10 protein-coding genes are annotated in these 11,442 nt (G+C 70.2%); 7 read left to right on the forward strand and 3 right to left on the reverse strand.

The features are described from left to right. Positions 1-402: 402 nt before the first annotated feature. Entirely contained in the window at positions 403-1,554 is a 1,152-nt protein-coding gene (locus Ssi02_RS09095) for an esterase-like activity of phytase family protein (protein WP_204023417.1), read from the reverse strand. A 447-nt stretch (positions 1,555-2,001) separates the two neighbouring features. Between Ssi02_RS09095 and Ssi02_RS09100 the strand changes: the two genes are divergently transcribed. From Ssi02_RS09100 to Ssi02_RS09120, 5 genes are all read left to right on the forward strand, one after another. Further along, on the forward strand, positions 2,002-2,511 hold the full coding sequence (locus Ssi02_RS09100) for a SigE family RNA polymerase sigma factor (protein WP_204023419.1): 510 nt from the start codon (positions 2,002-2,004) through the stop codon (positions 2,509-2,511). Then, entirely contained in the window at positions 2,511-3,890 is a 1,380-nt protein-coding gene (locus tag Ssi02_RS09105; RefSeq protein ID WP_204023421.1) for a hypothetical protein, read from the forward strand. Before Ssi02_RS09100 ends, Ssi02_RS09105 begins: the two co-directional genes overlap by 1 nt. A gap of 144 nt (positions 3,891-4,034) precedes the next feature. Then, positions 4,035-5,069, forward strand: a complete 1,035-nt coding sequence (locus Ssi02_RS09110; protein WP_204023423.1) for a FecCD family ABC transporter permease — start codon at positions 4,035-4,037, stop codon at positions 5,067-5,069. A gap of 5 nt (positions 5,070-5,074) precedes the next feature. Further along, positions 5,075-6,124: a FecCD family ABC transporter permease gene (locus Ssi02_RS09115; protein ID WP_239128743.1), complete on the forward strand. Its 1,050-nt coding sequence runs from the start codon at positions 5,075-5,077 to the stop codon at positions 6,122-6,124. After that, entirely contained in the window at positions 6,124-7,113 is a 990-nt protein-coding gene (locus Ssi02_RS09120; RefSeq protein WP_204023430.1) for an ABC transporter substrate-binding protein, read from the forward strand. Before Ssi02_RS09115 ends, Ssi02_RS09120 begins: the two co-directional genes overlap by 1 nt. Positions 7,114-7,200: 87 nt before the next feature. Here Ssi02_RS09120 and Ssi02_RS09125 read toward each other — a convergent pair whose 3' ends face one another. Continuing rightward, positions 7,201-7,902, reverse strand: a complete 702-nt coding sequence (locus Ssi02_RS09125; protein ID WP_204023432.1) for a DUF4328 domain-containing protein — start codon at positions 7,900-7,902, stop codon at positions 7,201-7,203. A 242-nt stretch (positions 7,903-8,144) separates the two neighbouring features. Next, complete coding sequence (locus tag Ssi02_RS09130) at positions 8,145-8,795, reverse strand: response regulator (protein ID WP_204023435.1); 651 nt, start codon at positions 8,793-8,795, stop codon at positions 8,145-8,147. Positions 8,796-8,918: 123 nt separating this feature from the next. Here Ssi02_RS09130 and Ssi02_RS09135 point away from each other — a divergent pair, with 123 nt between their 5' ends. Further along, positions 8,919-9,644 carry an ABC transporter ATP-binding protein gene (locus tag Ssi02_RS09135; RefSeq protein WP_204023437.1) on the forward strand — a complete coding sequence of 242 codons (726 nt, stop codon included), beginning with the start codon at positions 8,919-8,921 and terminating at the stop codon, positions 9,642-9,644. Next, positions 9,641-11,386 carry an FtsX-like permease family protein gene (locus Ssi02_RS09140; protein ID WP_204023439.1) on the forward strand — a complete coding sequence of 582 codons (1,746 nt, stop codon included), beginning with the start codon at positions 9,641-9,643 and terminating at the stop codon, positions 11,384-11,386. The genes Ssi02_RS09135 and Ssi02_RS09140 overlap by 4 nt, the downstream gene beginning before the upstream one ends. The last annotated feature ends 56 nt before the right edge of the window (positions 11,387-11,442 follow it).

The following is an 11,442-nucleotide window of genomic DNA, read 5'->3' on the forward strand; positions in this document are numbered from 1 at the left end:
GGCATGCGTGCCGCCCCACCTCCGCCACGGACGCAGCCCGACATATCCGCACTTCCTGGAATCAGGTGCGATTCAGCCCGCGAGACGTGGCGAACGCAGGGCTGAGGCAACTGATCAGACAGTAATTGCCGCCCCGGATTCAGGGTTGTGAAGGGGCTAGGCGACCTCGTCGGTCAGCTCAAGCCAATCGGGCCGCGAGTTCGTCGAGGCCGACAATAAGGGTGTTTGTCATGTTTGCAATTCGTCTCAAAGGGATGCACAGGGCTGCCGTGTGACTTGACATGGAAGTTTCGTCCGCTGGCTAGAACTATGCGCGTTCCGCTGGGGAGTTGAACGCCGTCAAACCGTATGTGGCCCCGCTTCCCGGGGAAGTGGGAGCGGGGCTGGGAGGGGTTTGTGGGGTTAGCAGCCGTGGGCGGCGAAGGCGAGGAAGTGGGTGGTTTCGCGGGGGTCGAAGTTGTCGTCGGAGCCTATGACGAGGGTGCATTCGCCGGTCAGGAGGCGGGGGCCGAAGGCCAGGCTTTCGAGGTTTTGGGTGGGAAAGGGGAGCGCGCTGAAGTCGTAGACGAGGCGTTTGGTGACGGGGCGGTAAGGGGTGCCGTCGGTCAGGGAGTCGCGGGTCAGGATGTTTGTGGCGCCGCGCAGGTCGATCTCGTAGAGCTTGGCCTTGTAATTGACGCCTTCGATCCAGGAGCGTTCCAGGGCGAGGTAGCGGTGGTCGTCGAGGGCGAGGATCTCCGAGACGCCGCTGTCGGTGACGCCGGTCGGCGGGATGGGGGCGGCGGGCAGGGGGTCGATGGGGTAGGCGTGCTGGGCGCGGACGCGGCCGTCGCGGTGCCAGACGGTGATGCGGGCGGGGGCGCCGCGCTCGACGCTCGGGATGGGGCCGTCTTCGAAGCGGGGACCTTCGACGACGGCGGCGATCCCGGTGGGGGTGAAGGTCAGGCCTTCGAAGGCGAAGTTGCGGCGGGGGCCGCGGTCGGTGTCGGTGTATTTCAGGTTGTCGGGGGACTGGAGCTCGCTGACGTGTTTGCCGTCGCGGCCGGTCCAGCGGATGCGGGGGTCGGAGATGGGGAGCGTGGGCCGGGAGGCGTCGGGGCGGTCGCCCTCGTCGCCCCAGAGGAGCCGGCGGGTCCACCGGTCGAAGCGGATCGTCTCCGGGTCGACGGTCTCCGGCAGGCCGAAGCCGGGGTAGGGCGTGCCGTCGGCGCGGAGCAGGGTTTTGACGCCGGTGAGGCGAACTCCGGTGAACGCACCGGTCACCCGGTTGAAGTCGAGTTTGCCGGTATAGAAACGGGCGGGGTTGTAGCGCGCCCGGTCGTCGGAGAGGAAATACCACGTGTTCGTGAGCGGGTCGCGGTCGATGCCGGAGAATCCGCCCACGGTGGTGCCGGCGTATTGGAGTTTATGCTCCACGCGTTGTTCGCCGAGGAAGCGGGTGATCTGAACCTCTCGCGGTGCGGCGGCGCCGGCGGGGTGGGTGCCGGCGCCGGTGATTCCGGCGATTGTCGCAAGGGCCAGGGCGACTCTGGTCACGCTCCGCCAACGTGTCATGGGTGCTCCGAATCCGCGAATTGGACAGCTGAAGGATTGGCGATCATATGAGATCGCGAATCCAGGGAATTGTCCAATGAGATCGGCGGCCGTCGGCAAGGGATGTCGGGCGAATCGCGCCTTTTAGATTTATAGCCTTATAGGCCGATAAATCGGGGCAAATGAGGTCCAAGTTCCCGGATAAATCCGTCTATGTCGGACGAGCAGAAGGGCGCGGAATGCGGCCCCGCTCCCTGAGAGGAGGGGTGTAAACGGGGCCGCGGTCTCGATCGTGACACGGAAGCTGCGCGGCCGGGAGGGGTATGCGGAGCGCCCCGGCCAACGGGGAGGAATGTCACCCTAGGGGCAGTCGCCGGCAAGCCATGGAAACAGTCCCCCCACGCTCTCAACCTTTCCCACCCACCCCGGTATCTGAAGGGGAGAAGGGCCACGAGAGGAGGCACACGCGTGAGGCAGGACGGCGAGGAGCGTTTCCGTGAGTTCGTCACCTCCCGATGGCAGGCACTGCTGCGTACGGCATGCCTCCTGACCGGCGACGACGACAGGGCCGAGGACCTGCTTCAAGTGGCCCTCGTCCGTGTCCACCGCCGCTGGAACCGCATCGACGACCCCGAACTCTACGTGCGGCGCGTCGTGATCAACCTCAACAACTCCTGGTGGCGCAGACGCCGGGTGCAGGAACAGCTCATGGGCGTCGTGCCCGACACGCCGGGGGCCGAGCCGCAGGAGGCCCTCGCCGTACGCGACGAGCTGTGGAGGGCCGTGCTGGCCCTGCCACCGAGGATGCGGGCGGTGCTGGTGCTGCGCTATTTCGAGGATCTCCCGGAGGCCGAGGTGGCGAGGCTCATGGGCTGCTCGCTGGGCTCGGTGAAGAGCCAGGCGTCACGCGGCCTGGACCGGCTGCGGGGAGTACTCGGACGTGAGGCCCGTGAAGCCGATCTGGCGAGGAGGGTGTGATGACCGACCTGGAAGAGAGATTGCGCGACACCTTCACCGCGCGGGCCGAGAGCGCCCGGGGCCGCTCGGATCCTTACGAGGCGGTCATGGGCAGGGTGCGGCGGGCGCGGGGGCGTCGCCGTAAAGCCGTCGCGGGGGTGCTGGCCGCGGCGTCGGTGCTGGTGGCGGTCCAGCAGTTCGAGGTGGTGTCGGTGCGGCAGTCTCCCTTGGCTGAGCAGCAGCAGCAGGAGGAGGAGCAGCAGGAGCAGAAGCAGCGGCGGGTGCGGGGCGTGCTCGCCTGGCCGGCGCGTGGGTCGTTGGCGAGGGACGCTGATTTCCTGGGGGAGATGCGAGCGTGGTCCGCCCGCGAGACCGCTCGTGTGCTGTATGCCGAGGACGCGGGCGACCTGGGCCGCGTGGTGGTGGCCGCGTTGTGGAACGGGAGCACATGGCGGGTCGCCCTGCTGGAAGGGGAGGCCGGTACATCCGTGGCGCGCCTGACCGAGCACGCGATCTCCGACGTGGGCCCGGAGGTGCCCGTCTCGGCTCCGCTCTACTGGTTTGGCGAGGAGCGGTCTGTCGCGCTCGTGGTGGGACCGCCGGAGATGACCAAGGTGAAGATCTCAGGCGGCATCGACTATCTCGCGGACGGCACCCCCTCGCGTGTCGTCCATACGCCGCCCGTGGACAACGGCGTGGTGTTCACCGAGGTGCCCGAACCCCGGTCTGGGCAGATCGCCTTCAAGGCCCAGGTCGGTGACACCGTCTACCCGGAGGCCGTCCTCCCCTCAAAGAGGGAACGGGACGCGGACGCCTTCAGCCGGGAGGTGGGGAAGGCCGCGCGCCGGGCGGCGGGGACGGTGGATCCCGCTCGGGCGCTCGATCTGCTCTACAGCGTGCCGGCCTTGGCGAGTCCGGTGGAGCGGCTCACCTACGACCTTCTGTGGGGAGGTTCGCTGGGCGATGGACGTGACGCGGTGGTGGCGACCGTGTCGGGACCTGGGACGCCCACCTTCCTGGCGGTGCAGGTGATCGGCGTCCTCCCCGGCGGCGTCACCGAGACGGCGCTCATGGGGCGGGTGGTGCCGCGTGATCTGTGGCCGGACGGGGCGCGGGCACGGGGGGAGGAGCCGGTCGTGGCGTGGACCACGCGTGAGAACGAAGTGGCCGTCTACACGCCGACCCGGCCGAGGAGCAAGGTCGAGATCCACTCCGAGGGAAGGATTCTGGTCGAAGGGACGACCGATGCGACGGGCTTCGTCCTCCTTCGCCCGCTGACGCCGCCCTCACTCCAGAGCGAAGCCCGAATTCTTGACGAGAGGGGCAGACCGGTCGTAGTCACCAAGACCCACCTCGGGGACCTGTGGACGGCGGTGCACGGAGACGACTCCTCCTGGTAGGTCAGGAAGGCGTGGCCGTCGAGTGGCCCATGTCGTGATGAACCTGACATAGGCGTGGCTAGAGGGGTGTGCCATAGTGGTGCGCAGCTTAGGTATGCCTTACCTAAGCAAGCCTCCCCTTGGTTCGTCGAAAGTTGTACACGCATGCTCGTAAGCGCGCCCACCGCGCCCAAGGGCAGGGAATCCCGCTGGAGCCGCAACTCCGGCCTCGCCCTGCTCCTGACGGCCGTGCTCGTGGTGGCGGTGCTCTCCCTGGGGATCGGCAGCCGATTCGTGCCCCCGGGCGAGGTGTTGAACGCCCTGTTCAACCCGAGTTCCAGCTTCGCCACGACGATCGTGCACGACCTGCGCATGCCCCGCACCCTCGGCGGGCTGGCGCTCGGGGCCGCGCTCGGCATGTCGGGCGCGGTCATGCAGGGCCTGACCCGCAACCCGATCGCCGACCCCGGCATCCTCGGGGTGCACGCGGGCGCGGCGTTCGGTGTGGTGCTCGCGATCCACCTGTTCGGCATCCTCGGCTTCCACGGACACATGCTCTTCGCGTTCGCCGGCGCCGTCGTCGTCAGCGTCGTCGTCTGGATGGCGGGCTCCTCCGGCCGCGGCGGCGCGACACCGGTCAAGGTCGCCCTCGCCGGGGCGGCGATCACGGCGTTCGTCGGCTCGGCGACCACCCTGGTGCTCTATGCCGACGAGGTCGCCTTCGACGAGTTCCGCTTCTGGACGATCGGCTCGCTCTCCGGCACCAAGGCCACCACGCTCGTCTCGGCTCTGCCGTTCCTCATCGCGGGCACGCTGCTCGCGCTGATCCTCACCCGGGGGCTCAACGGCCTGGCGATGGGGGAGGACATGGCACGCTCGCTCGGGCTGCGTGTGCACAACGTGCGGGTGTTGTCGGCGGTCGCGGTGGTGCTCCTGTCGGGTACGGCTGTCGCCGTGGCCGGCCCGATCGGCTTCATCGGGTTGACCGTGCCGCATCTCGCGCGGTTCGCGGCCGGCCAGGACTACCGCTGGATCGTGCCCTACTCGGCGCTGATGGGGGCGGTCCTGCTGCTCGGGGCCGACGTGATCGGGCGCGTCATCGCGAGTCCGGCGGAGGTGCAGGTCGGCGCGGTGACCGCGGCGATCGGCGCGCCGCTGTTCATCTGGTTCGTACGGCGTGCGGCGGTGCGTGCCCTGTGACCACGATGACGGCCAGACGGAACAGAGTCCGCCTTGGCAGTGCCGTACGGCTCGGCCCCGCATCCATGCGTGTGTTCCCGAGGGCCGTGGCGGTCGCTGCGGCGGTGGGGCTGGCGCTGCTCGGTGTGCTGCTGCTCGCGGTGTGCGTCGGCGACTATCCGCTGCCGATCGACCGGGTGCTCCACGCGGTGTTCGGCGGCACCGGCGGCCAGACGTACATCGTCAGGGAGTTCCGCCTGCCCCGCGCCCTCGTCGGGGCGCTGGCGGGGGCGGCGCTCGCGACCGCGGGGGCGATCTTCCAGTCGCTGACCCGCAACGATCTGGCGAGTCCCGACATCCTCGGCGTGGAGTCCGGTGCCGGGTTCGCCGCGGTCATCCTGATCGCGTTCGGGATCGGCGGCACCCTGTCGGTCACCGGCATGGCGCTGCTCGGCGCGGTCACGGCGACGCTCGTCGTCTATGTTCTCGCCTACCACCGCGGCCTTCTCGGCATGCGGATGATTCTCGTCGGCATCGGCGTCAACGCGGTCATCGCCAGTGCCACGACCTACGTGCTCATGCTGGCCGACCTGCACGACGCCCAGATGGCGCACAACTGGCTGCTCGGCAGCTTCAACGACCGGCGCTGGGAGCACGTGCTCTCCCTCGGCGTCCCCGTGGCGATCCTGCTGCCGCCGGCCCTCCTCCAGGCCAGGCGGCTGCGCATGCTGACGCTCGGCGACGACGTGTCGCGCTCCCTCGGACTGCGGGTGGAGCCGGCGAGGTTCGGCCTGGTCGCCGTCGCCGTGCTGCTGGCCGCGGTCACCGTGTCCATCGTCGGACCGGTCGGCTTTGTGGCCCTCGTCGCCCCCCACATCGCGCGCCGGCTCACCGGCCGGCCCGGCGGAGCGCTGTTCACCTCGGCTCTCGTCGGCGCGCTGCTCGCGGTCGCCGCCGACCTCGCGGGCCGGACGCTGTTCGGCGCGGTGGAGATGCCCGTCGGTGTGATCACGGCCTTCGCGGGCGGGCCGTGGCTGATTTACCTGCTCATTCGTCCAGGACGAAAGGAATCATGATGTTCGGCAAGACCGCGTGGCGCAGCCTCGCATTGGGTGTGGCCGCCATGCTGGCGCTGTCCGCCTGCGGCGGCGGCGAAACCGCCGCCGCCCCGGCGGGCGACGGCGGAGACAAAGGGGGCGCCGCGGCGACCCGTGAGGTCACCCACACGCTCGGCACCACCAAGGTGCCGGCCGATCCCAAGCGGGTGGTCGTGCTCGGCGACCAGACGCTCGACTTCGCCGTCGCCGCCGGCATCAAGCCGGTCGGCATCAGCTCCACTCGCGGTCTGTCCGGCCCCAACCCGTACATCGCGGACCAGGTGGCGGGTGTGCCCGTCGTCGGCAACCTCCGTGAGATCAACTACGAGGCCGTCGCCAAGACCGAGCCCGACATGATCGTCGCGGTGGGCTGGCTGCTCGACGACGCCTCCTACAAGCAGCTCAGCGGCATCGCCCCGACGGTCACCACCGGCGACCCGAAGGCCGAGATCGAGCGCTGGCGCGAGGACATCGTCGAGTCCGGCCGCGTCTTCGGCAAGCCCGACGTCGCCACCAGGCTCGTCGGCGAGATCGAAGACAAGATCAAGAAGACGAAGGAGGTCCTCGGCGACGTCAAGGACGAGAAGGTCGTCCTGATCCGCTGGGCCGACTCCGGCCCCACCCCGATGCTCCGCGGCATGCAGGCCGGTCAGCTCCTCAGCGAGCTCGGCTACTCGTGGCCGTCGATCGTCGACAAGGAGGCCGGCGGCCACGGCCCGGCGCTGAGCCTGGAGCGCCTCGACGAGATCGACGTCGACCACATCTTCGTCAGCACGCTGAACCCCGCGGCCGACAAGAGCCTCGAAGAGGCCAAGACGCAGCCCGCGTGGACGTCTCTCAAGGCCGTCAAGGAGAACCGCGTCAAGACCGTGCGCAACGACCTGTGGAACAACAGCCCCGGCCCGCTGGCCGCGAAGGCGTTCCTGGACGACTTCGCCGCGCAGTTCAAGCTGACCGTCGCGCAGTAGCGCGCCAGTGGACGAGGCCCGCGTCCGGGGGAGCGCGGGCCTTCAGCTCGCGTGCGCCGGCGACCGGGCGTGTGCCGTGCCGGGTGTTCAGCGTGTGCGCGGCGGCACGGAGGTGAGCTCGTGTGGGAGGGGTACGGTGACCAGCGGCGGCGTCGCCGGGCGGGGTGCCCGGGCGACTGTCGTCTGGAGGCGGGTGATCTCGCGTACGGTGGCCGCGCAGAGCAGCGCCGCGACGACGGTGACAGCGGCCTCCAGCGGCCCAAGGCCGGTGAGTCCGGGCATCGCGGCGTCGGCCGGGGGCGCCAGCCGCACGACGAACAGCACCACCGTCGCCGCGAGGCTCAGCCACCAGGCCAGCACCAGCGCCACCCAGCGGCCTCTGCGCTCCTCCACGGGGGCGGCGCCCTGCCAGAGGCGGTCCAGCAGCATCGGCGGCGCCATGAGGTTCACAAGGGGGACGGCCCAGGCCGCGAGGGCCGACCGCAGCGCGGGGGCGCCCGGCTCGTCGGCCTGGCAGGCCCGGGTCAGCCAGGTGAGGTAGCTCAGCGCGGCGGCCGCCGTGGTGGCGACCGCGGCCAGGATGAGCACGGCGAAGACGGTCACCGCGCCGACGACGGCCTGCGCTCCGGGGGAGCGGGGGTCTCCGTCGAGGGCGGCGAGTTCCTCGGCCAGCCGCCTGCCGCGGAGCGTCTCGAACACCACCAGTGCGATGACCGCCGAACACTGCGCCGCCAAGGTCGTATAGACGGCGGAGGCCGACCTGGTCGGCGGTGGCGGGGCAAGGCGCATCTGTCATTCCCCCCGGCGTGCGCTGAAGGACTCGCCAGGTTCCTATCCCGTGGTCACCACCGTTAATCAGGCCATCGCGCCTGGTCACAGCACTATCACCTGACTATCACCCAATGAGGGTGACAAACCCCCTCAGAACGCAGGCTTCACAAGCTGCCCCAAGGACGTCACAACTCACCTCACAACGCGACCGGGCGTCTCGGGCGCCACGTGACTGGGGATCCCCCCAAGGACGTCGCGACTCACCTCACGACGCCCGACTCCCAAGCCCAGGCCGCGATCTCCCCCCGGTTGCGTGCGCCCAGCTTCGCCTGGATCGATCCCAGGTGCGTCTTCACCGTGGACAACGAGATGAACAACTCGGCGGCCACCTCCTGGTTGGTCCGCCCTCGCGCCACGTGCCGCACCACGTCGAGCTCACGATCGGTCAGCGGCTCGATGAGCGGCTTGGCGTTGCTGGGACGCGGCTTGGCGAAGTGGGCGAGCAGCCGTACCGTCACCGAGGGCGACACGAGCGCGTCACCCGCCGCGGCGGCCCTGACGGCCTCGATGAGCAGTGTCGGCCCGCTGTCTTTCAACAGGAAGCCGCACGCGCCGGAGCGCAGCGCCCCGTAGACGTATTCGTCCAGGTCGAAGGTCGTGACGATCACGACGCGCATGGGCTGTTCCGCCTCAGGGCCGGCGAGGATGCGCGTCACCTCCAGCCCGTCCAGCTTGGGCATGCGGATGTCGAGCAGGCACACGTCCGGGCGCAGCCGCCGCGCCTGCTCCACGGCGGCGGCGCCGTCTGCCACGGCAGCCACGACCTCCATGTCCGGCTGGGCGTCAAGGATCATCTGAAAGCCGGTACGCACAAGTTCCTGGTCGTCGGCGATGAGTACCCGAATCGTCACCTTGGTGATTCTGCCAGCCTCTATCAGCCGTTCGGCCGATACCTGCTCAGCGTGGACCCGACGCTCGGCCGATCCGCAGGACCGGGTGCCCGCGAAAGGCTTTCCTGCATGAGTGAGGCATCGATGAGAGCGGCGGGTCCATGGAACACGCATGACAAGACGCAGGGAAGCGTCGTGCTGGAGGGCCGCGCACTGGAGAAGCGCTTCGGCTCGACGGTCGCGCTGGCCGGGGTCGAGCAGGCGGTGCGGCAAGGGGAGGCGCTCGCCGTCATGGGCCCGAGCGGATCGGGCAAGTCGACGCTGCTGCACTGCCTGGCCGGGATCATGAAGCCCGACGCCGGGGAGGTGCACCTGCTCGGCCGCCGCGTCGACACCATGGGCGAGCGGGAGCGCAGCGCGCTCAGGCGCACGAGGTTCGGGTTCGTGTTCCAGTTCGGCCAGCTCCTGCCGGAGCTCCCGGCCGAGGAGAACGTCGCGCTGCCCCTGATGCTGGGCGGCGTGCCGCGAGGCCAGGCCGTACGGCAGGCCCGCGGATGGTTCGCCCCGCTCGGCCTCACCGGCATGGAGGGCCGTAGGCCCGGCGAGCTGTCCGGCGGGCAGGCGCAGCGCGTGGCCATCGCGCGGGCCCTCGTGACCCGCCCGGCGGTGGTGTTCGCCGACGAGCCGACCGGCGCGCTCGACCAGACCACCGGCCACGAGGTGATGAACCTCCTCGTCTCGGCCATCAAGGAGAACGGCGCCGCCCTGGTCGTCGTCACCCACGACCGGCAGGTCGCCGACTGGTGCGACCGGGTCGTGGAGGTCCGCGACGGCCGCATCGTCACCCCCGCGGCAGGCGCGGCGCGATGAACTCGATCAGGCTGAGCTGGCGGCTGCTGCGCGGCGGCGGTCGTAAGGGGCTGCTCGGGGCGGGACTGACATTGGCCGCGGTGGCGGTGTCGTCCATGTTGCTCGTCTTCGCGGTGACGGTGAATTTCGCGTTCGACGGCCGCGCCGATCGCAGCGCGTGGCGCAACCCGCCACCGGCGGCGAAGGTGACCGGAAAGAAGAGCCCGCACAAGAAGGACGCGGTCGCGGTGCAGGCCGTGCACTATCAAGCGGTGGGCGACCGGATGCTCACCGTCGTGCGCCTGGCCGCGCTCGACGAGCGGGCCACACCCCCGCCCGGCCTCGACCGCCTGCCCGCCCCAGGCCAGGTCGTGCTCTCCCCGGCTCTGGCGGAGGTCCTCTCCGGGCTCGGCGGCGCGATCGGCGACCTGCGCCCGCAGCCGGAGGGTTCGGTCCGGCTCGGCGACGAGGCGCTCATCCATCCGGGGGAACTCGTCGCGGTCGTCGGCCACACCCCGGACGACCCCGAACTGCTGAAACCCCGGAAGGGGGCCCACGGCAAGGACGTCCCGGCCACGTGGATCAAGGGTTTCGCCAACGAGCCGACCAACGACGCCATCGCCTATCAGGCGCTCGCCCTCATCGCGACGGTGCTGATCGTGGTGCCGCTGCTGGTGTTCGGCGGCGCGGCGGCCAGGCTCACGGTGGCCAGGCGCGACCAGCGGCTCGCCGCGCTCCGGCTCGTCGGGGCGACCCCCGGCCAGGTCGTGCTGATGACGGTCGCCGAGGCCATGGTGGTGGCCTTCGCGGGCGCGGTGCTCGGTGTCGTGTTGTACGGCGCCGCCGCGCCGGCGTTGTCCCGCATCGAGATCGGCGGCGGCCCGTGGTTCGCGGGTGACCTGTGGCCGGGTCCGCTCCCGCTGCTCGCCGTGGTGCTCGCCGTGCCGCTGCTCGTGGGGGTCTCCGCCGTCGCCGGCCTGCGGCGTGTCGTGGTGAGCCCGCTCGGCGTGGCCAAGCGGGAGACCCCGCCCGGCATGAGGGCCGTCCGGGTGGTCGTGTTCCTCGCGGTGGTGGCGGCCTTCCCGGTGAGGACCGCCGGGGTCGGCGTCGGTGTCGTCGCGGTGATGCTGGGCCTCGTCTTCCTCTGCGTCAACCTGGTCGGCCCCTGGGTGGTGGCCCTGATCGGACGCGTCACGACGCGTATGGCGAGGACCCCGGCCAGGCTGCTCGCGGGACGCCGCCTGACCGACGACCCCCGCTCCGCCTGGCGGACCGTCAGCGGTGTGGCGATGACCGGGTTCGTGGCGGGGTTCATCGGGCTGCTGACCCCCGGCATCACGTCCGGCGAGGTGGAGGACCCCGGTGTCGCCATGCTGATTCAGGATCTCAAGACCGGGACGATCGTGGTGCTGACCGTGTCGTTCCTCGTCGCCATCGCGAGCGCCGGCATCACGGCGGCCTCGTCGATCCTGGACCGCCGGCAGACCTATGCGCTGCTGCGCCTGGCGGGCACCCCGCTTGAGGTGCTGGACCGGGCGCGGCGGGCCGAGACGCTGATCCCGCTGACCGTGATGGGCGGCGGCTCGATCGCGACGGGCGCCTTCACCGCCATGTCGTTCACGGGGGGCGTGCCCAGTGCCGACGGGCTGATCGTCCTTGGGGTGTCGGTGGCCGCCGGGTTCGCCGGTGTGGTCGCGGCCGGAGCTCTGAGCAGGCCGCTGCTCCGCTCGGTCACGACCGAGCCGGTGCCCCGGCCGGATTAGGAATTCCATGTTATTCAAGTAGGAAAAGTTGCAAAGGAGCACGGTGGTGTCTTACG

Source organism: Sinosporangium siamense, assembly GCF_016863435.1.
Classification (GTDB): Bacteria; Actinomycetota; Actinomycetes; order Streptosporangiales; family Streptosporangiaceae; genus Sinosporangium; species Sinosporangium siamense.

Coding starts and splice junctions, on each gene's coding strand:
- Ssi02_RS09095 (WP_204023417.1), bottom strand. CDS start 1,554: ATGACACGTTGGCGGAGCGTGACCAGAGTCGCCCTGGCCCTTGCGACA.
- Ssi02_RS09105 (WP_204023421.1), top strand. CDS start 2,511: ATGACCGACCTGGAAGAGAGATTGCGCGACACCTTCACCGCGCGGGCC.
- Ssi02_RS09110 (WP_204023423.1), top strand. CDS start 4,035: ATGCTCGTAAGCGCGCCCACCGCGCCCAAGGGCAGGGAATCCCGCTGG.
- Ssi02_RS09115 (WP_239128743.1), top strand. CDS start 5,075: ATGACGGCCAGACGGAACAGAGTCCGCCTTGGCAGTGCCGTACGGCTC.
- Ssi02_RS09120 (WP_204023430.1), top strand. CDS start 6,124: ATGTTCGGCAAGACCGCGTGGCGCAGCCTCGCATTGGGTGTGGCCGCC.
- Ssi02_RS09125 (WP_204023432.1), bottom strand. CDS start 7,902: ATGCGCCTTGCCCCGCCACCGCCGACCAGGTCGGCCTCCGCCGTCTAT.
- Ssi02_RS09135 (WP_204023437.1), top strand. CDS start 8,919: ATGAGAGCGGCGGGTCCATGGAACACGCATGACAAGACGCAGGGAAGC.
- Ssi02_RS09140 (WP_204023439.1), top strand. CDS start 9,641: ATGAACTCGATCAGGCTGAGCTGGCGGCTGCTGCGCGGCGGCGGTCGT.